The sequence below is a fragment of the Pseudonocardia sp. ICBG601 genome, assembly GCF_020496245.1.
In genome coordinates this window covers 1-18,602 of the sequence record NZ_JAHLJA010000244.1, presented here as the reverse complement: position 1 = coordinate 18,602, position 18,602 = coordinate 1, and the positions used below count along the sequence as shown (strand labels likewise).

The window sequence follows — 18,602 nt, the reverse complement described above, 5'->3', positions numbered from 1 at the left end:
AGTGTGTCCGGTGTGGTCCGGGCGCGCAGCCGATCACCGGGCCAGGGTGGCCCGCCCGGGCCGTGCCGCCCCTCAGCGCCCGGCCGGGTGCTCGTCGAGCAGTCCGCAGCGCCCGGCGAGCGCGGCCGCCTCGATCCGGTTGGCCGCGCCCAGCTTGTGCAGCAGCGAGGCGATCATGCGCTTGGCGGTGCGCTCGCTGACCAGCATCGGGCGCGCGATGTCGGCGGTCTCCAGGCCCCGGGCCAGCAGCGTCCACAGCTCGATGTCGCGCTCACCGAGCCGGTCGAGCAGGCCGTCGGCGGTGCGGTCGGCCGCGACGAGCAGCGCGTCGAGCAGCTCCGCGCGCAGCACCCGCACCCCGGCAGCGATCGACAGCAGCGGGGCGACAGCACCTCTGGGTCGGCGGACTTGCCCAGGTAGCCGTCGGCGCCGGCGCGCATCGCGGCCGCGGCCAGGTCCAGGTCCTCGGTGCCCGACAGCGCCAGCACCCGGGTGGCGGGGTAGGCGGCCTTGATCCGGCGGATCGTCTCCACCCCGCCCAGCGGCGGCAGCGCGAGGTCGACGATCGCGATCCCGGCCCGTGCCGCCCGACCAGCGCGACGGCCTCCTCCCCGGCCGTGGTGGAGCCCGCGACCCGGAAGGTGTCCCCGGCGCGGGACTCCAGCAGCAGGGCGAGCCCCTGCGCGAACAGGGCGTGGTCGTCGACGATGACGACGACGTGCGGCGCTGTCGGCGCGGGCGGCATGCCCCGAGCCTAATGTGGCCCCGACCCGCGTCCCCGTCCGAGAGGTCCCGACCGTGACCGCGCACCCCGGTGAGCTCCCCGAACGCACCCGGGAGAACGCCAGGCCGTCGTGCTGCGGCTCTGCGTGGTGCTCGCCGCCGTGGGCCTGGTCGTGAGCCGCCCGGACCTGACCGGCGAGCGGCCGGTCGTCGCCGCGGTGCTGGTCGGGCTGAGCACGGTGTACGCGGCGGTGCTCGGCGTCGTCTCGCTGGTGCGGGGGCGGCTGCCGGTGCCCCCGGCCGTGTTGACCGGGCTCGACGGCGTGCTCAGCGTGCTCGCCTGCGGGTTCACCGGCGGCGTCGCGAGTCCGATGGTGGGGCGCTGCCGCTGGTCGTCATCGCGATCGCGTTGCGCGGGGGGCCGCGCGTCGCGCGGTTCGCCGCGCTCGGCTCGGTGCCGGCTACACCGTCGCGGTCCTGCTCGGGTCCGGGCCGCGCGTCGCCGTCGCCGACGCGCTCCTGGCCGGACTGTGGTGGACCGGCTTCCTGTTCGCGACCGCCGTGCTCACCGGGTGCAGGTGCGGCTGCTGGAACACCAGCTGGCCGACATCGCGACCACCCGGGCCCGCGCGGAGAACGAACACGAGCGCTACCTGTCCGAGCGTGCGCTGCGGGACCGGATCGTGTCCCAGAGCCGGGCCCGGCTCGACGGTGCCCGCGTCGTGCTGCACGAGTTCCGGACCCCGGTCGCCTCGCTGACCGCGCTGTCGTCGGACCTCGCGGCGGGCAGGCTCGACGGTGACGCGGCCCGGCGTGCGTCGCGGCTGCTCGCCGACCACGCCGCCCACCTCCAGGACATGCTCGACGGGCTGGCCGACCTGGCCGTCGCCGACGGCAGCCCGCTCGGGCGCGACCGACCCCGCCGCGTCGCGCTCGTCGAGCTCGCCGACGCCGTGCTCGACGCCGCCGGGATCGCCGCCCACCGGCGACACCCGGTCGTCGAGCCGGCCGGGGCCGCGGTCCACTGCGACCCGCAGCGGCTGCGCCGGATGCTCACCAACCTGGCCGAGAACGCCGCCCGGCACTCCGGCGACGAGGTCGTGGAGCTGCACCTGTCGCACGCCGGCGCCGTGCTCACCGCCGAGGTCCGGGACCGCGGTCCCGGCCTGCCCGCGGGCCAGGAGGGCGTCGTGACGGCCAAGGGCGTCGCGCTGGGGGAGCGCCGCGGCACGGCCGGGCTGGGCCTGTGGATCGCCGAGGCGCTCGCGTCCGCGATGGACGGTGAGCTGAGCCTGCTCCCGCGTGAGGGCGGCGGCCTCGTCGCCCGTCTCACCCTGCCGCTCGCCGGCGCCTGAGGGCCGGCCTGGCACCCGGGGGCCAGCGCTGGCGCGGACGACGGGTGTGCCGGAGGTCTCGGCGCGACCAGGATCCACCACCATGCGTACGACGGCAGCGGTGCTGTGGGAACCCGGTGGCAAGTGGGAGATCGAGGAGGTCGAGCTCGACTCCCCGAACGCCGGCGAGGTGATGGTCGAGCTGACCGCGTCGGGGCTGTGCCACTCCGACGAACACCTCGTGACCGGTGACCTGCCCGCGGTCCTGCCGATGGTCGGCGGCCACGAGGGCGCCGGCCGGGTCATCGAGGTCGGCCCGGGTGTCACCGAGCTCGAGGTCGGCGACCCGGTCGTGATGACCTTCCTGCCCTCCTGCGGGCGCTGCCCGTACTGCTCCAAGGGCCAGCCGAACCTCTGCAACGACGGCGCCGGAGCCACCCTCGGCCCGCAGCTCGACGGCACCTACCGGTTCCACGCCCGCGGCGAGGACCTGGGCCAGATGTGTCTGCTCGGCACGTTCGCCCGGCACACCGTCGTCCCGGTGAAGTCCGCCGTGAAGATCGACGAGGGCTTCCCGCTCGACCTGGCGGCGCTGGTCGGCTGCGGTGTCACCACCGGCTTCGGCTCCTCGGTCCGCACCGCGGACCTGCGGGCCGGGGACACCGCCGTCGTCGTCGGCATCGGCGGCATCGGCGCGAACGCGGTGCAGGGCGCCCGCGCGGCCGGGTGCCGGTACGTCGTGGCCGTCGACCCGGTCGAGCACAAGCGGGAACGCTCCCGCGAGCTGGGCGCCACGCACGTCGCCGCGAGCATCGACGAGGCCTGGGAGATCGTCAGCGAGGTGACCCGCGGGCAGATGGCCGAGGCGGCGATCCTGTGCACCGGCGTCGCGATGGGTGAGGACCTGCAGCCCGCGCTGCAGCTGGTCGGCAAGCGCGGCCGGGTCGTCGTCACCGCGCTGGCCCGGGCCGAGGAGGAGACGGCGTCGCTGTCGCTGCTCGACCTCACGCTCTACGAGAAGCAGATCCGCGGCGCGCTGTTCGGCAGCTCCGCGGCGCAGTTCGACATCCCGCGGCTGCTGGAGATGCACAACCTGGGACAGCTCAAGCTGCGTGAGCTGATCACCAAGGAGTACACCCTCGACCAGGTCAACGAGGGCTACGAGGACATGCGCTCCGGGCGCAACATCCGCGGGCTCATCCGGTACTGAGCACGACCGGGGCGACTCGCACCGACCCGGATCTGACAGGCTGGTGGGGTCACCCTCCCGTCCCGTCGTCCCAGGAGTCGCCCCGGTGAGCTCGGAGGCCCCGCTCGAGGAGCTCGGTTCCCCGAGCCTGGTGGAGCTGGCGCTCGACCGGATCCGCCGGGACATCCTGCGGGGTGTGTTCGCGCCGGGGGAGCGCCTGGTCGAGGAGCAGCTGACCCGCCGGTTCGGCATCAGCCGGGCGCCGGTGCGCGAGGCGCTGCGTCAGCTCGGCGAGCAGGGCCTCGTCGAGCACCTCCCGCGGCGCGGGGTCCGGGTCTGCGAACTCTCGGCCCGGGACATGACCGAGCTGTTCGGGCTGCGCGACGCGCTGGAGCGGTTCGCCGTGGACGAGATGTTCGCCGGGAGCGGGCGCCGGGACCCGGCCCGGCTCGCCCGCCTCCAGCGGGCCACCGAACGGATCGAACGCGCCGCGGCCGACGACGGCGCGGTCGACCGCGCCGAGGCGCACCGCGAGTTCCACCTGGCCCTGGTCGGACTGGCCGGGCACCGGCACCTCGTCCGGGTCTTCGAGCCGGTCATCCTGCAGCTGCAGCTGTACATGGCGACCAACATGCGTCGCGAGGCCGAGCAGCGCTCCCCGGCCGAGGGGGCGCGACGGCACCGTCGGCTGTACGAGGCGGTCGTGGCCGGGGACCGGGCGGCTGTGCTCGACGCGCTGGCCCACCACGGGGGCCGCGCCTACCTCGGCCCCGAGCTGCACGAGCAGTAGCAGACGTCACGCAGCTGTTACCTCGGACACCTTGAGGTGACACCAAACTGTCGACAATCGACGGAATGCAGCTGCTGTCCAGCCCCTCGGCGACGGTGTCCGGCCTCCGTGCCGGCTACGCCTCCGGCGCCCTCCGACCCGCGGACGTCGTCGCGGAGCTGACCGCCAGGATCGACGCCCGCGGCGACGACCACGTCTGGATCTCCCGCACCCCGGTCGACGAGCTGCACCGGCGGGCCCGTGAGCTGGAGGGACTCGACCCGGCCGGCCACCCGCTGTGGGGCGTGCCGGTGGCGGTGAAGGACAACATCGACGCCGTCGGGCTCCCCACCACCGCCGCCTGCCCGGCGTTCACCCGCACCCCCGACGCCGACGCCACCGCGGTCCGGCGGCTGCGCGCGGCGGGCGCGATCGTCGTCGGGAAGACCAACCTGGACCAGTTCGCCACCGGTCTGAACGGGGGCCGCTCGCCCTACGGGGCGCCGGAGAGCGTCTTCGGCGGCGACCTGATCTCCGGCGGGTCCAGCTCGGGGAGCGCCGTCGCTGTCGCGGCCGGATTGGTGCCGGTCGCGCTGGGCACCGACACCGCCGGGTCCGGGCGGGTGCCCGCCGCGCTGAACGGCGTCGTCGGGCTCAAGCCCACCCGCGGCCTCGTGGGCACGGCCGGGATGCTGCCCGCCTGCCGGTCGCTGGACTGCGTCAGCGTGTTCACCCGCGACCTCGCCGGGGCCGCCGAGGTGCTCGCGGTGCTGGCCGGGCCGGACCCGGACGACCCGTGGTCCCGGGCCGCCCCGCCGGAGGCCCCCGGCGCCGGCCCGGTCGTCGTCGCGCTGCCGGAGGACCTGGATCTCGACCGCGGTGACGGGACGGCCGACACCGGGATCGCCGACGCCTTCGCCCGGGTCGCGGCGACCGTCGCCGCCCGGGCCGCGGGCACCGTCGGCACACCCACCGCGGCCCTGCGCGAGGCCGGGGACCTGCTCTACGGCGGGCCGTGGGTGGCCGAACGGCTCGCCGTCCTCGCCGGCGTCCTCGACACCCACCGCGACGCCGTGCTGCCGGTGACCCGCGCGGTGATCGAGGCGGGTGCCCGGTTCTCCGCCGTCGAGGCGTTCCGCGCCCGGTACCGGCTGCAGGAGCTGCGCGCCGAGGTCGCCCGGCTGTTCGCGACCGCGGACGTCCTGCTGCTCCCGACCGTGCCGACGACGTTCACCCGGGCGGAGCTGGCCGCCGAGCCGGTCGTGCGCAACCTCGTCCTGGGCCGCTACACCCAGGCCACCAACCTGCTGGACCTCGCCGCCGTCGCGGTGCCCGCCGGGACCACCGACGACGGGCGGCCGTTCGGGGTCACCCTGCTCGGCCCCGCCTTCTCCGAGGCCCGGCTGCTGCACGCCGCGGCCGCGCTGCTCGGGCCGCCGCGATGAGACCGCCCGCACCGTGCCCGTCCCCTCTGCCCGCACCGACCACCGGAACCGGAGGCGCCATGACGACCGACGCACTCGACACCGCACCCGACCCCGCACTCGACGCCGCGACCCGCACCGCCGCCATCGGGCCGGTCGCGGCCCGTCCCTACCCCTGGCCCTACGACGGCACCGTCCCCGCCGCCCGCACCGCGCTGATCTGCATCGACTGGCAGGTCGACTTCTGTGGGCCCGGCGGCTACGTCGACCGGATGGGCTACGACATCGGGCTCACCCGACAGGGCCTCGCCCCGACCGCCCGGCTGCTGGCGCACGCCCGCGAGACCGGGATGCTCGTCGTCCACACCCGGGAGGGACACGCCGCGGACCTGTCCGACCTGCCCGCGAACAAGCGCTGGCGGTCGCGGCGGATCGGGGCGGAGATCGGCAGCCCCGGACCGGCCGGGCGGATCCTCGTCCGCGGCGAACCCGGCTGGGAGATCGTGCCGGAGGTCGCCCCGGTGCCCGGCGAGGTGCTGATCGACAAGCCCGGCAAGGGCGCGTTCTACGCCACGCAGCTCGACCTGGTCCTCCGCTCCAACGGGATCACCCACATCCTGCTGACCGGCATCACCACCGACGTCTGCGTGCACACCACCATGCGCGAGGCGAACGACCGCGGCTACGAGTGCCTGATCCTCGCCGACTGCACCGGCGCCACCGACCCCGCCAACCACGACGCCGCCCTGCACATGGTGACCATGCAGGGCGGGGTGTTCGGCGCCGTCGGGTCGTCCGACGCCGTCGTCGAGGCGACCACCTGGAGTGACTCGTGATCTCGGTCGACGCCGACCCCGGCACCTTCACCTCCGACCCCGCGACCACCGCCCTGCTGATCATCGACATGCAGCGGGACTTCTGCGAGCCCGGGGGATTCGGCGAGACCCTGGGCAACGACGTGTCGTTGCTGCGCAGCGTCATCCCGCCGCTGCAGGAGGTACTGCGCACCGTCCGCGCGCTGGGCATGACCGTGATCCACACCCGCGAGGGCCACGTCCCGGACCTCAGCGACTGCCCGCCCGCCAAGCTCAACCGCGGCGAGCCGAGCCTGCGCATCGGCGACCCGGGGCCCAAGGGCCGCATCCTGGTCCGCGGCGAGTACGGCCACGACATCATCGACGAGCTGACGCCCGAGCCCGGCGAGCTCGTGATCGACAAACCCGGCAAGGGCTCGTTCCACGGCACCACCTTCGGCGCCGAGCTGCGGTCCCGCGGCATCACCAGCCTGATCGTGGCCGGCGTGACCACCGAGGTCTGCGTGCACACGACCGTCCGGGAGGCCAACGACCGCGGCTACGAGTGCCTCGTGCTCTCGGACTGCACCGGCTCCTACTTCCCCGAGTTCCACCGCGTCGCACTGGAGATGGTGACCGCCCAGGGCGGCATCTTCGGCTGGGTCGCGCCCTCGTCCGCACTGCTCACCGCACTGACCAGGGAGGCCGTGGCATGACCACGACGGATACCGCACCCCAGCCGATGAGGCTCTCCTGGTGGGTCGCGGGGGACACCAACGCGTTCTTCGGGCTCGGGTTCAACACGCTGGTCAACGTGCTGACCCTGACCGGGCTGTGCATCGGGGTGGTGAACATCCCCGGCGCCGAGGTGTTCGGGGTGATCCTCCCGGCGCTCGGCGTCCAGCTGCTGATCGGCAACGTCTACTACACCTACCTCGCCCGCCGACTGGCGCACCGCGAGGGCCGCACGGACGTCTGCGCCATGCCCTACGGCCCGTCCGTGCCGCACATGTTCATCGTCGTCTTCGTGATCATGCTGCCGATCGCGCTGGCCACCGGGAACCCGCTCACCGCCTGGGCGGCCGGTCTCGCCTGGTCGTTCATCATCGGGCTGATCGTGCTGCTCGGCGCGTTCGTCGGGCCGTGGATCCGGCGGTTCACCCCGCAGGCCGCGATGCTCGGCACGCTCGCCGGCGTCTCGATCGCGTTCATCTCGATGCGACCGGCCGCGCAGATGTTCGAGGCCCTGTGGATCGCGCTGCCGGTCATGGTGATCATCCTGATCGGGTTCTTCACCGACCTGAAGCTGCCCGGGAACATCCCGGTGGGGCTGGCAGCGCTGCTCGTCGGCACCGCGATCGGCTGGGTCGGCGGGTACATGTCGGTGCCCGACGTCGTCTCCGCCGCCGGCGACGTCGCGATCAGCCTCCCGACCGTCGACCTGGCCCGGCTCGGTGCCGGGCTCGCCGACGTCGCCCCGCTGCTCGCCACGGCGATCCCGCTGGGCATCTACAACTTCACCGAGGGCATGACGAACATCGAGTCCGCGGCCGTCGCGGGCGACGAGTACAACATGCGCGCGGTGCTCGCCGCGGACGGCGCCGGCGCGGTCGTCGGTGCCGCGATGGGCTGCCCGTTCCCGCCCGCTGTCTACATCGGACACCCGGGTTGGAAGGCAGCCGGCGGCCGGACGACGTACTCGCTGGCGTCCGGGGTGTTCATCTCGCTGATGTGCTTCCTCGGGCTGTTCTCGCTGCTCGGAGCGCTGCTGCCGACCCCGGCGATCGTGCCGATCCTGCTCTACATCGGCCTGCTGATCGGGGCCCAGGCGTTCCAGGAGACCCCGCGCCGCCACGCCGTCGCCGTCGTCATCGCGATCGTCCCGAACATCGCGGCCTGGGCCACCGGGCTGATGAACAACGCGTTGTCGGCCGCGGGGACGACCGCGGCCCGGGTGGGCGAGGAGGCCCTCGCCGGGGCCGGGCTGGTCTACCACGGCACCGTGCTGCTCGGCGGTGGCGCGATCCTCGCGGGTCTGGTGCTCGGCTCGATCACCGCGTTCGTCATCGACAAGAACTTCTTCGCCGCGGCCGCCTACTCCGCCGCCGGGGCGGTGCTCGGGTTCGTCGGGCTGATGCACGCCGAGGCCGTCGGCTGGAACGTGGGCGGGCAGATCGCGCTCGGCTACCTGTTCGCGGCGATCGTGCTGGCCGCGTTCGGGTGGGGCACCCGACGTGGCGCCACCGCCCGGAATGCCGTCGCGCCGGAGCCCGCCGCGCCGGTCGCCCCGGCGGAGCCGCAGCCGGCTCGGCCGGCCGCGGCCCCGGCCACGACCGAGGGCCCCGACGCCGTCGGCGGACCCCGCCCGGCCACGGCATGACCCGCGGCACGGTCACCACGGCCGACGAGCTGGACCGGCCCGACGTCGTCGCGCAGGTGCGGGCTGCGTTCGACCGGTACGAGCGGGCGCTGCGCGACGCCGACGTCGCCGTCCTCACCGAGCTGTTCTGGGACGACGACCGGTGCGTCCGCTACGGCGTCGCCGACCGCCAGCAGGGCGGCGCCCAGATCGCCGCGTGGCGCCGGGCGAACCCCGGGGTCCCGGCCGGGCGGATGCTGTCCGGCACGACGGTCCTCGCCCTCGGGAGCGACGCGGCCGTCGTCAGCACACGGTTCGGCTACCCGGACGGCGCGCGGGAGGGCCGGCAGACCCAGACCTGGGCGCGGCTCGGCGGCGCCTGGCGGATCGTGGCAGCACACGTCTCGGAGGTGCCGTGCTGACCGGGGGGTTCGCGGTCGTCGCCGCGCACCGGCGGGGCCAGCCGCTGCACCACGAGCTGCTCGCCCTCGGGGCCCGGTTCCGGGCGGTGCGGGTGACCGCGCCGGAGTACCGGTTGCTCGCCCTCGACGGCGACGTCCCGCGCGGCGGGCTGCTCCGGGTCGGCGCGGGCGGTGCGGCGATCGAGGTGGAGGTGTTCGACCTGCCCGCCGCGGCCGCCGCGGGCCTGGTGCTGCCCGCGCCGCTCGCGCCGGGCCGGGTCCTGCTCGACGACGGCGATCCGGTCGCCGGGATCGTCTGCACGACGGCGACGCCCGGGGCCCGGGACGTCACAGAACACGGCAGCTGGCCCGCCTACCTCGCCGCACGGTGATCCGGGGCCGTCCCACCGCATCCCTGCGGGTGGGACGGCCCCGGGGCTTCAGCCGACCAGGTCGCGGATCGTGCGCAGGTGGTCGGGTGCACCGTCCACGACCATCGTCGTGATCAGCGAGTCGCGGAACACCGGCAGCTCCTCGGCGATCTTCGCCGTCGGACCGATGAGTGCCACCTGCTCGACCATCGAGGTCGGGACGGCCTTCGCGGCCGCGTCCTTGTCGCCGGCGAGGTAGAGCTCCTGGATGCGGGCGCACTCCTGCTCGTAGCCCATGCGGGCGAAGACCTCGTAGTGGAAGTTCGCGCCCCTGGCGCCCATCCCGCCGACGTAGAGCGCGAGGAACGGGCGGATCCGGTCCGCGGCTGCCTCGACGTCGTCGTCGACGACGACCTGCACCATGCAGACGACCTCGAAGCCGTCCGGGCGCCCGCCGCGGGCGGCGAACCCGGCGTCGAGGGACTCGCGGTACTGCGCGTCGTTCCGGGGTGCGTAGAACAGCGGCTGCCAGCCGTCGGCGATCTCGGCGGCGAGCGCGACGTTCTTCGGGCCCTCGGCGGCGAGCAGGATCGGCAGGTCGGTCCGGTACGGGTGCAGCGTCGAGCGCAGCGGCTTGCCCAGCCCGGTGCCGCCCGGGTACGGGATCGGGTGGTGCGGGCCGTCGGAGAGCACCTTCTCCCGCGCGATCGCGGCGCGCAGGATCCGGACGTACTCCCGGGTGCGCGCGAGCGGCTTCGGGTACGGCTGCCCGTACCAGCCCTCGACGACCTGTGGCCCGGACGCGCCGATGCCCAGCACCATCCGGCCGCCGGAGAGGTGGTCCAGCGTCATGGCGGCCATCGCCGTCGCGGTCGGGGTGCGCGCGGACATCTGCACGACCGAGGTGCCCAGGCGCATCCGCGTGGTGCGGGAGCCGAGCCAGGACAGCGGGGTGAACGCGTCAGAGCGGTACGCCTCGGCCGTCCACATCGAGTCGAAGCCGAGGTCCTCGGCGGCGTCGACCTTCTCCACCGTTCGGGGCGGCGGCCCGGCGCCCCAGTAGCCCAGCGCCAGGCCGAGCTTCACGACGCCGTCCCGAACGTCACCGGTAGCCGCTTGATGCCGTTGATGAAGTTCCCGGTCAGGAACTCCGGCTCGCCCACCGACAGGTCCGGGACCCGGTTGAGGAGCTGGTGGAACAGCGCGCGCAGCTGGGTCTTGGCCAGGTGGTGGCCCAGGCAGAAGTGCGGGCCGCCGCCGAAGCCGACGTGCGGGTTCTCGGCGCGGGTGATGTCGAAGACGTGCGGGTCGGTGAAGACGGACTCGTCGCGGTTGCCGGAGTGGTAGAAGAGCACGACCCGCTCGCCCTCGGCGATCCGCTGCCCGCGGATCTCGGTGTCGCGGGTCGCGGTGCGCCGGAAGGTCAGCACCGGGCTGGCCCAGCGGACGAACTCCTCGACGGCGGGCTTGATCCGGTCGTCGAACTCCTCGGTCAGCAGCCGCTTCTGGTCCGGGTTGCGGTCCAGCGCGAGGATGGCGTGGCTGGAGGTCTGCCGGGTGGTGTCGTTGCCCGCGACGCACAGCAGCACGAAGAACGCCGCGATCTCCTCGTCGGTGAGCGCGTCACCGTCGACCTCGGCCTGCACCAGGGCGGTCATCAGGTCGTCGGCGGGGGCCTCGCGGCGCAGCGCGGACAGCTCGAACGACGCGGTGTGCAGCGTCATCAGCCCGTTGAGCAGCACCGCCATCGGGTCGCCGTCGCCGATGTAGTCCGGGTCGTTCCAGCCGACCATGGCGTTGGCGGCGTCGGCGACCTCCTGCCGCCTCTCCGGCGGGATGCCGATCATCTGCGAGATCGTCCACATCGGCAGCCGCGCCGCGACCGCGGTCACGAAGTCCGCCGAGCCGTCACCGGCGAGCAGGTCGTCGACGATGAGCCGGGCCTGCTCGGCGATCTGCTCCTCGATCTGACGGACCCGGCGCGGGGTGAACACCGAGCTGATGACCTTGCGCTGACGGTGGTGGCGCGGTGCGTCCATCGCGAGGATGGAGTGCGCGGCCTCCAGCATGTCCTCGGGCACGTCCTCCAGCATCACGCCGCCGTACTGCTGGCCGGAGGCGAAGGTCTCGGCGTCGCGGCTGACGGCCTGGATGTCGGCGTGGGTGACCAGTGCCCAGAACCCGGGGGCGTCGGGGTCGGGCAGCAGGTCGGTCTCGGCCGGCGGGTGCCAGGACAGCGGGCGCTCGCGGCGCAGCTCGGCGAACCGCTCCTCGCGGGCATCGGGGGTCTGGGCCCAGAACGCCTGGGTGGAGATGTCGAGCGGGTCGTACGGGCGCTTCTCCGTGGTGGTCACGGGATTGCCTCCTCGCGGTTGCGTCGTCGGAACCGGATCAGATCTCGGGTGGGGGGATCATGCCCGTCAACACGGCACCGCTGATGCCGCCGTCGGCGACGAGCGCGTGTCCGTTGATCCAGGCGGACTCCGGACCGGCCAGGAACAGGACCGGGCCGGCGATGTCGGCGGGGGTGGCGTGCCTGCCGAGGAACGCGGCGAGCGCGTCGAGGTTCTCCTTGCCCATCGACTCCTCGAAGTCGCCGAGGATGGGGGTCTCGACCGGGCCGGGGCAGACGGCGTTCATCCGCACCCCGTTCTCGCCGAACACGGGGGCCATGAGCATCGTGTAGACGATCAGGGCCTCCTTGGAGAAGTTGTAGGCGTTGCCCGCCTGCGGGTGCGCCGCGAACCAGGCGAGCCCCTCGTCGACGGTGTCGGTGGCGAGCAGCTCGCGCAGCGCCGCCAGCCGGTCGGCCCAGCCGTAGCCGGCGATGGAGGCGACGTTCACGATCGCGCCACCCGGGCGGATCCGTTCGACGACCGACTCGGTCAGGTGACGGAGCCCGAGCAGGTTCACCCGCAGCACGAGCTCGGCCGGCGCGGTGCCGGGCACTCCCGCCACGTTGCACAGGGCGTCGAACTCCCCGTCGAGCGCGGCGACGGCGGAGTCGATCGACGCGACGTCGGACAGGTCGCAGTGCACGTGCCGCGCGACGTCGACGGGGGTGTCCTTCAGGTCCAGCGAGACGACCTCGTCGCCGGCATCGACGAACCGGCGCGCGACCTCGGCGCCGATCCCGGACGCGGCACCGGTCACCAGTACCCGGCGGCTCACTTGGTGACCAGGAGGTCCTCGCGGCCGTCGGCCTTGAGACGTTCGACGTAGGTGGGGAACAGGCGCTTGGACAACGGCGCGAGCTGCAGGAGCTTGGTGACCGTGCCATCGACCTTCACCTTGCCCTTGGCCATGGCGAAGGTCAGGTTGACCGTGCCCTGCCAGTAGGCGTTCGCGGTCTCGGTGGACATGGTCATCGTGGCCTGCGGCTCGGGGGCGCCGGCGTCGGAGCCCTTCCAGACCTTGGCCCCGGGCAGGTCGATGATCAGCGCGGAGTCCGGGTCGGTGCACTGCTGACGCAGGACCAGGCCGGTGCTGCGGAGCTTCGGCGACAGCTCCGGGTCCGCCAGCGCGGTCTCGAAGATGCCGCCGATGTAGCGGTACAGCTCGTCCTCGTCGGTGAATCCGGGCACGGTTCCTCCACGTCGTCGTGAGTGTGCGTCGTTGCCACCGGAACGTAACGTAGATTACGTTACTGGGGAAGTACCCCGACTCGGAGGACGCGGAGGTCGGCGTGGACGTGGCCGTGGACGTGTCGACGACGGTGGTCGACGCCCCGACGGTCCCCGTGCCGGTGTCCCGCGGCCTTCCGGGGGAGTGGGGCGCAGCCGCTCCGCCGCCCGCCACGGTTGTTCGGGACCGACGCCGTCCGGCCCCGGCGGGCAGCGCCGGGTCGGCCGGTCCGGCCCTGCTCCGGGTTCCGTCCGCCCGACGCGTGACGCGCGGACCGGACGCCCGCCGCGCAGGATCTCCTGATCGGACGCGCGTCCGGCGTGGCACCCTGGTGGGTCGGCACGGGTGGTGGAGAGGGGGCGGGGTGGCCAGGAGGACGGGTCGGCAGATCGCTGCCGAGCAGTACTACGACGCCGCGATGTCGATCCTCGCGCGCGAGGGCGCGGCCGGGCTGAAGATCGGCCCGCTGTGCCGGTCCCTCGGCGTGACCAGCGGATCGTTCTACCACCACTTCGGCGGCTGGGCGGGCTTCGTCCGCGGGCTGCTGCGCTACTGGGAGGCCGAGCAGACCGACCGGATCGTCGAGCTGGCCCGGGCGACCGCGGACCCGGTCGAGCGGATCGACGTGGTCAAGCAGCTCACGGTGGCCCTGCGACACGACGCCGAGGCCGCGATCCGGGCGTGGGCCCAGATCGACCCGGAGGTCGGTCGTGCCCAGGCGCGCGTGGACGTGCAGCGCAGGATCGCGCTTGAACAGGTGGTGGCCGAGGTGGTGCCCGACCCGGACGACGCCCGCAGGCTCGCCGTCTTCGGCATCTCGCTGATGGCCGGGTACCAGCAGACCTGCGACCCCCGCGACCGCGATCTCCTGCGTGCCCTGTTCGACGACTACCAGCGCCTCATCCTGTCGTACGCCCCGCACGTGACGCCGCCGATCGGGTGATCCTCTGTGCGGGTGGGGCGGTGGTGGCCGAACCGGCCGACCGCGCCCATTCAGGCTGTTCGGACCAGCCCTGCTACCCGACCGGGAGCACTGTTACCCACGGTCCGCAACAATCTGCGGTGATCTGTAACCCTCGGTAACCGTAACGTAGACTACGGTACGGTCACTGATCGGCGACCCCGCCGACCCGCAAGTAACCCCTGACGCGCAGACTCGTTGTGCCGTTCAGCACCGACGACTGGCCCCCGCTCCCCAGTGTTCCCGGGCCCCGGTGCGGTTCGTCGGTCTATTGCGCGAGGAGGCGACACGTGACCGGTGTCGAGGTGAAGGTCGAGGGACTGACGAAGTCCTTCGGTCGGGCCAACATCTGGTCGGACGTGAGCCTGACCCTGCCCGCGGGCGAGGTGTCGGTGTTGCTCGGGCCGTCGGGTACCGGCAAGTCGGTGTTCCTGAAGTCGCTGATCGGGCTGCTGAAGCCCGAGCGGGGATCGATCGTCATCGAGGGTGTGGATCTGTGCAAGTGCTCGGAGTCCGAGCTGTACGAGATCCGGAAGCTGTTCGGGGTGCTGTTCCAGGACGGTGCGTTGTTCGGGTCGATGAACCTGTTCGACAACATCGCGTTCCCGTTGCGGGAGCACACGCGCAAGTCGGAGTCGGCGATCCGGGACATCGTCATGGAGAAGATCGACATGGTCGGTCTGGTGGGTGCGGAGGGGAAGCTGCCGAGGGAGATCTCGGGTGGTATGCGCAAGCGTGCGGGGTTGGCGCGGGCGTTGGTGCTGGATCCGAAGATCATTTTGTTCGATGAGCCGGACTCGGGTCTGGATCCGGTGCGGACGGCGTACCTGAACCAGTTGATCATCGATTTGAACGCGATGACGGATTCGACGTTCCTGATCGTGACCCATGACATCAACTCGGCGCAGACGGTGCCGGACAACATCGGTCTGCTGTATCGCAAGCATCTGGCGATGTTCGGTCCGCGGGAGGTGTTGTTGACCTCGGACGAGCCGGTGGTGGCGCAGTTCCTGAACGGGCGTCGTGAGGGTCCGATCGGGATGTCGGAGGAGAAGGACGCTGCGCAGGCTGCCCGGGAGATGGAGGAGGCGGGTGAGCTGGAGGGTCGTCCGCCGATGAAGCCGCAGCTGGTGGCCTCGACGGGGATGCCGGACCGGAAGGCGGTGCACCGTCGCCGGGAGCGCGTCGAGGCGATGCTGCACGAGCTGCCGCAGTCGGCGCAGGACGCGATCCGCGAGCAGCACGCCGAGACCGACGCGACCTCCCGGTTCGCCCGCCCCGCTCAGGACGGGAGCACGATCTCCGAGGCCCGCGACGAGCACCCGACCGACATCCACCCGCGGATCACCGACGACACCCCCGACCCCCGTGGCCGGCACCAGCTCTCCGGCGGTGACCGATGACCAGTCCCGTCACCCGGGCGCTCACCCCGGTCGGCAAGTTCTTCGGACTGTTCGCCGAGATCGGCCGCCAGGGACTGCGCCGGCCGTTCCAGTGGCGCGAGCTCGTCGAGCAGACCTGGTTCGTCACCAAGGTCTCCGCGCTGCCGACCGCGCTGTTCACCATCCCCTTCGGCGCGACGATCGCGCTGCTGCTCGGTGAGCTGACCCGCCAGTTCGGCGCCCAGTCCCAGACCGGCGCCGGCGCGGTCCTCGCGATCGTCCAGCAGGCCGCACCGATCGTCACCGCGCTGCTGATCTCCGGCGCCGGCGGCTCCGCCGTATGCGCCGACCTCGGTGCGCGGACCATCCGCGAGGAGATCGCGGCGATGGAGGTGCTCGGCATCTCGCCGATCCAGCGCCTCGTCGTCCCGCGGGTGCTCGCCATGGGCATCACCGCGGTCGTCCTGAACGGCCTCGCGACCTGCGTCGGCGTCGCGGGCGGGTACTTCTTCAACGTCATCATCCAGGGCGGCTCGCCCGGCGCCTACATCTCCAGCTTCTCGGCGATCGCGCAGGTCAGCGACATCGTCGTGTCCGAGCTGAAGGCGTTCCTGTTCGGCATCGTCGCCGGCGTCGTCGCCGCGTTCCGCGGGCTGAACCCGCCGCCCGGTGCGAAGGGGGTCGGTGACGCGGTGAACCAGGCCGTCGTCATCTCCTTCGTCCTCGTCTTCCTCATCAACCTCGTGCTCACCGCCCTGTACCTCGAGCTCGTCCCGCCGAAGGGCTTCTGATGGTTACCCGACTCGGAGCGCGGACCCGCCGGGCCGCCCAGGCGCCGCTCAACCAGCTGGAGGAGCTGGGCGACCAGCTCTCGCTCTACATCCGGTCCATCCTCTGGATCCCGAAGACGCTGACCCGCTACAAGAAGGAGGTCGCCCGGCTGCTCGCCGAGGTCTCCTTCGGGTCCGGCGCGCTGATCGTCATCCTCGGCACCGTCGGTGTCATGGCGTCGCTGTCGCTGTTCGTCGGCTCGCTGGTCGGCCTGCAGGGCTTCCGGGCCCTGGACGCCCTCGGCGTCGAGGCGCTGACCGGCTTCATCACCGCCTACTTCAACACCCGCTCGATCGCCCCGCTGGTCGCCGCCTCGGCGCTGACCGCGACCCTCGGCGCGGGGTTCACCGCCCAGCTCGGCGCGATGCGGATCTCCGAGGAGATCGACGCCCTCGAGGTCATGGCCGTGCCCTCGGTGCCCTACCTGGTCACCACCCGGGTGGTCGCCGGCATCGTCGCGATCATCCCGATCTACACGCTCGGCCTGCTCGCCAGCTACGCCGCGTCGCGGATCAACGTGACGCTGCTCAACGGTCTGCCGGGTGGCACGTACGACCACTACTTCGACCTGTTCCTGCCGGTCAGTGACGTACTGCTGTCGTATCTCAAAGTGATCGTGTTCGCGACGGTGATCATCCTGATCCACTGCCACTACGGCTACTCCGCCAAGGGCGGCCCGGCCGGCGTCGGCGTCGCGGTGGGCCGGGCGGTGCGGCTGTCGATCGTCAGCACCGCGGTGCTCGACTTCTTCCTCACCCTGGTCATGTTCGGCACCTCCACCTCGGTGCGGGTGGCCGGATGAGGTCCACCAAGCGCGTGCTGCAGGGCCTGGCCTTCGTCACGGTCATCGTCGTCCTGCTCGGCCTCGCCGTCGCCCAGTACGCCGGGGTGTTCTCCTCCGGCGTCCCGGTCACGCTCAACGTCGCGCGGGTCGGCACCCAGATGCAGGAGCGCTCCGACGTCAAGATCAACGGTCTGATCGTGGGGCAGGTCGACAAGGTCGTCTCGGACGGCACGGCCACCAGCATCGACATGTCGATGGACCCGCAGTACCTCGACGAGATCCCGGAGAACGTCACCGCGCAGCTGCTGCCGAAGACGCTGTTCGGCGAGAAGTTCGTCTCGCTCGTCCCGCCGGCCGCGCCCTCGACCACCCGCCTCGCCGCGGGTGACGTCATCCCCGAGGACCGCAGCCAGGCCGCTCTGGAGGTCGAGCGGGTGCTCGACGATCTCCTGCCGCTGCTCCAGACCGTCCGCCCGCAGGACCTCGCGACCACCCTCGGCGCGCTGTCCCAGGCGCTGCAGGGCCGCGGCAACCAGCTCGGCGAGACCCTCACCCAGCTCAACACGCTGGTCGAGGGCCTCAACCCGGCCGTGCCCGACCTGCAGGAGGACATCCGCCAGCTGGCGACGTTCTCCGACAACCTGAACCAGGCGGCGCCGGACCTGCTCGACGCGCTCGACAACCTGACGGTCACCAGCCGCACGATCGTCGAGAAGCGCGAGGGGCTGCGGAACCTCTACCGCTCCATCACCGGCGCGTCGGACGACCTGCGGGCCTTCCTCGACGCGAACGGCGAGAACATCATCGGGCTGTCGGCGGCCAGCCGGCCGACGCTGGAGACGCTCGAGCGCTACTCGCCCGAGTTCCCCTGCCTGACCCGCCAGCTCGTCGAGCTGATCCCGAAGATCAACGACGCGATCCGGCCGGGCACCGACCGGGTGGGCATCAACATCACCCTCGAGATCGTCTCGAGCAAGGGCAAGTACCTGCCCAACCAGGACGAGCCCCGCTACGGCGACGACCGCGGGCCGCGCTGCTACCCGATCCCGTCGCCGGCCGGCACCCAGTACCCGCCGGACGGCCCGTTCCGCGACGGCTCCGTCCCCGGCCCGGCCCCGGCCGGGCAGCCGATGGGCAACCCCGAGGACTTCGGGACCGACACCTTCGGCACCTACGACGGCACGAACAGCTTCGGTCTGATCCAGGACCAGAGCGCGCAGAACGGTGCGGGCGTGCTGCCCCCGCTGACCAGCGCGCTCGGCCAGGCCGGCATCCAGCCGTCGTCCTACGACGGGGCGCACCAGAGCGGCTCGGTCGACATGGGCGTCGCGAACTCCACCGGTGAGCAGCAGGTCGTCGCCCAGCTGCTGGCCGCCCACCAGGGCGGTTCCCCGCAGGCCGTCCCGGCCTGGAGCGCGACCCTGGTCGGCCCGCTCCTGCGCGGCACGGAGGTGACGCTGACGTGAGCAGGCTCCCGATCTCGGCGCTGGTCAAGTTCCTGGTCTTCGCGCTGATCACGGCGCTGGGCACCACGATGCTCGGCCTGACCATCGCGAACGCCCGCGGTGGCCAGGTCACCGAGTACACCGCCCGGTTCACCGACGCGACCGGCCTGCTGGCCGGCGACGATGTCCGCATCGCCGGCGTCGTCGTCGG

20 protein-coding genes and 1 pseudogene are annotated in these 18,602 nt (G+C 72.6%); 15 read left to right on the top strand and 6 right to left on the bottom strand.

Features of this window, described 5'->3' with window-relative positions; all coding sequences use genetic code 11:
* Window positions 1-72: 72 nt before the first annotated feature.
* Window positions 73-357, bottom strand: coding sequence for a helix-turn-helix transcriptional regulator (locus tag KPL57_RS63810; protein ID WP_226359282.1), 285 nt, complete (start codon window positions 355-357; stop codon window positions 73-75).
* Window positions 358-446: 89 nt separating this feature from the next.
* A pseudogene (locus KPL57_RS69010) lies at window positions 447-533 on the bottom strand (DNA-binding response regulator); the annotation flags it as partial.
* Between the two features lie 321 nt (window positions 534-854).
* On the opposite strand from KPL57_RS69010, the gene KPL57_RS63800 reads away from it, so the two are divergent.
* From KPL57_RS63800 to KPL57_RS63760, 9 genes are all read left to right on the top strand, one after another.
* On the top strand, window positions 855-2,078 hold the full coding sequence (locus KPL57_RS63800) for a sensor histidine kinase KdpD (RefSeq protein ID WP_226359281.1): 1,224 nt from the start codon (window positions 855-857) through the stop codon (window positions 2,076-2,078).
* A gap of 82 nt (window positions 2,079-2,160) precedes the next feature.
* A complete protein-coding gene (locus tag KPL57_RS63795; RefSeq protein WP_043277598.1) occupies window positions 2,161-3,267 on the top strand; it encodes an NDMA-dependent alcohol dehydrogenase in 1,107 nt (368 codons plus the stop codon).
* A gap of 85 nt (window positions 3,268-3,352) precedes the next feature.
* Window positions 3,353-4,036: a GntR family transcriptional regulator gene (locus KPL57_RS63790; RefSeq protein WP_226359280.1), complete on the top strand. Its 684-nt coding sequence runs from the start codon at window positions 3,353-3,355 to the stop codon at window positions 4,034-4,036.
* 65 nt (window positions 4,037-4,101) lie between these two features.
* A complete protein-coding gene (locus KPL57_RS63785) occupies window positions 4,102-5,460 on the top strand; it encodes an allophanate hydrolase (RefSeq protein WP_226359279.1) in 1,359 nt (452 codons plus the stop codon).
* 59 nt (window positions 5,461-5,519) lie between these two features.
* Window positions 5,520-6,275 carry a cysteine hydrolase family protein gene (locus tag KPL57_RS63780; RefSeq protein ID WP_226359278.1) on the top strand — a complete coding sequence of 252 codons (756 nt, stop codon included), beginning with the start codon at window positions 5,520-5,522 and terminating at the stop codon, window positions 6,273-6,275.
* Window positions 6,272-6,949 carry a cysteine hydrolase family protein gene (locus KPL57_RS63775; protein ID WP_226359277.1) on the top strand — a complete coding sequence of 226 codons (678 nt, stop codon included), beginning with the start codon at window positions 6,272-6,274 and terminating at the stop codon, window positions 6,947-6,949. The genes KPL57_RS63780 and KPL57_RS63775 overlap by 4 nt, the downstream gene beginning before the upstream one ends.
* Window positions 6,946-8,613 carry a regulator gene (locus KPL57_RS63770; RefSeq protein ID WP_226359276.1) on the top strand — a complete coding sequence of 556 codons (1,668 nt, stop codon included), beginning with the start codon at window positions 6,946-6,948 and terminating at the stop codon, window positions 8,611-8,613. Before KPL57_RS63775 ends, KPL57_RS63770 begins: the two co-directional genes overlap by 4 nt.
* Window positions 8,610-9,014: an AtzH-like domain-containing protein gene (locus KPL57_RS63765; RefSeq protein ID WP_226359275.1), complete on the top strand. Its 405-nt coding sequence runs from the start codon at window positions 8,610-8,612 to the stop codon at window positions 9,012-9,014. The genes KPL57_RS63770 and KPL57_RS63765 overlap by 4 nt, the downstream gene beginning before the upstream one ends.
* Window positions 9,008-9,385: a hypothetical protein gene (locus KPL57_RS63760; protein ID WP_075310120.1), complete on the top strand. Its 378-nt coding sequence runs from the start codon at window positions 9,008-9,010 to the stop codon at window positions 9,383-9,385. Before KPL57_RS63765 ends, KPL57_RS63760 begins: the two co-directional genes overlap by 7 nt.
* 48 nt (window positions 9,386-9,433) lie before the next feature.
* Here KPL57_RS63760 and KPL57_RS63755 read toward each other — a convergent pair whose 3' ends face one another.
* Genes KPL57_RS63755 through KPL57_RS63740 form a run of 4 tightly spaced genes read right to left on the bottom strand, consistent with a single transcriptional unit; the run spans window position 9,434 to window position 12,948 of the window.
* A complete protein-coding gene (locus KPL57_RS63755; RefSeq protein WP_226359274.1) occupies window positions 9,434-10,450 on the bottom strand; it encodes an LLM class F420-dependent oxidoreductase in 1,017 nt (338 codons plus the stop codon).
* Window positions 10,447-11,718 carry a cytochrome P450 gene (locus tag KPL57_RS71570; RefSeq protein WP_226359273.1) on the bottom strand — a complete coding sequence of 424 codons (1,272 nt, stop codon included), beginning with the start codon at window positions 11,716-11,718 and terminating at the stop codon, window positions 10,447-10,449. Before KPL57_RS71570 ends, KPL57_RS63755 begins: the two co-directional genes overlap by 4 nt.
* 37 nt (window positions 11,719-11,755) lie before the next feature.
* The gene (locus KPL57_RS63745) at window positions 11,756-12,535 is read right to left on the bottom strand and encodes a coniferyl-alcohol dehydrogenase (RefSeq protein ID WP_226359272.1); all 780 of its coding nucleotides are present in this window, start codon (window positions 12,533-12,535) and stop codon (window positions 11,756-11,758) included.
* Window positions 12,532-12,948, bottom strand: coding sequence for an SCP2 sterol-binding domain-containing protein (locus tag KPL57_RS63740; RefSeq protein ID WP_226359271.1), 417 nt, complete (start codon window positions 12,946-12,948; stop codon window positions 12,532-12,534). Before KPL57_RS63740 ends, KPL57_RS63745 begins: the two co-directional genes overlap by 4 nt.
* Before the next feature lie 404 nt (window positions 12,949-13,352).
* On the opposite strand from KPL57_RS63740, the gene KPL57_RS63735 reads away from it, so the two are divergent.
* From KPL57_RS63735 to KPL57_RS63710, 6 genes are all read left to right on the top strand, one after another.
* Window positions 13,353-13,931, top strand: coding sequence for a TetR/AcrR family transcriptional regulator (locus KPL57_RS63735; protein WP_020625179.1), 579 nt, complete (start codon window positions 13,353-13,355; stop codon window positions 13,929-13,931).
* A gap of 308 nt (window positions 13,932-14,239) precedes the next feature.
* Window positions 14,240-15,352, top strand: a complete 1,113-nt coding sequence (locus tag KPL57_RS63730; RefSeq protein WP_226359270.1) for an ABC transporter ATP-binding protein — start codon at window positions 14,240-14,242, stop codon at window positions 15,350-15,352.
* The gene (locus KPL57_RS63725) at window positions 15,349-16,122 is read left to right on the top strand and encodes an ABC transporter permease (RefSeq protein WP_020622220.1); all 774 of its coding nucleotides are present in this window, start codon (window positions 15,349-15,351) and stop codon (window positions 16,120-16,122) included. Before KPL57_RS63730 ends, KPL57_RS63725 begins: the two co-directional genes overlap by 4 nt.
* Window positions 16,122-16,964, top strand: a complete 843-nt coding sequence (locus KPL57_RS63720) for an ABC transporter permease (protein ID WP_020622221.1) — start codon at window positions 16,122-16,124, stop codon at window positions 16,962-16,964. The genes KPL57_RS63725 and KPL57_RS63720 overlap by 1 nt, the downstream gene beginning before the upstream one ends.
* On the top strand, window positions 16,961-18,412 hold the full coding sequence (locus KPL57_RS63715) for an MCE family protein (RefSeq protein WP_226359269.1): 1,452 nt from the start codon (window positions 16,961-16,963) through the stop codon (window positions 18,410-18,412). Before KPL57_RS63720 ends, KPL57_RS63715 begins: the two co-directional genes overlap by 4 nt.
* On the top strand, window positions 18,409-18,602 hold a 194-nt coding region (locus tag KPL57_RS63710), incomplete at its 3' end, for an MlaD family protein (RefSeq protein ID WP_374203988.1). The genes KPL57_RS63715 and KPL57_RS63710, both read left to right, overlap by 4 nt.

Excerpts from the sequence above, each read along its gene's own strand:
- KPL57_RS63795 (WP_043277598.1), top strand. The coding sequence starts at position 2,161 with ATGCGTACGACGGCAGCGGTGCTGTGGGAACCCGGTGGCAAGTGGGAG.
- KPL57_RS63785 (WP_226359279.1), top strand. The coding sequence starts at position 4,102 with ATGCAGCTGCTGTCCAGCCCCTCGGCGACGGTGTCCGGCCTCCGTGCC.
- KPL57_RS63780 (WP_226359278.1), top strand. The coding sequence starts at position 5,520 with ATGACGACCGACGCACTCGACACCGCACCCGACCCCGCACTCGACGCC.
- KPL57_RS63770 (WP_226359276.1), top strand. The coding sequence starts at position 6,946 with ATGACCACGACGGATACCGCACCCCAGCCGATGAGGCTCTCCTGGTGG.
- KPL57_RS63765 (WP_226359275.1), top strand. The coding sequence starts at position 8,610 with ATGACCCGCGGCACGGTCACCACGGCCGACGAGCTGGACCGGCCCGAC.
- KPL57_RS63725 (WP_020622220.1), top strand. The coding sequence starts at position 15,349 with ATGACCAGTCCCGTCACCCGGGCGCTCACCCCGGTCGGCAAGTTCTTC.
- KPL57_RS63720 (WP_020622221.1), top strand. The coding sequence starts at position 16,122 with ATGGTTACCCGACTCGGAGCGCGGACCCGCCGGGCCGCCCAGGCGCCG.
- KPL57_RS63715 (WP_226359269.1), top strand. The coding sequence starts at position 16,961 with ATGAGGTCCACCAAGCGCGTGCTGCAGGGCCTGGCCTTCGTCACGGTC.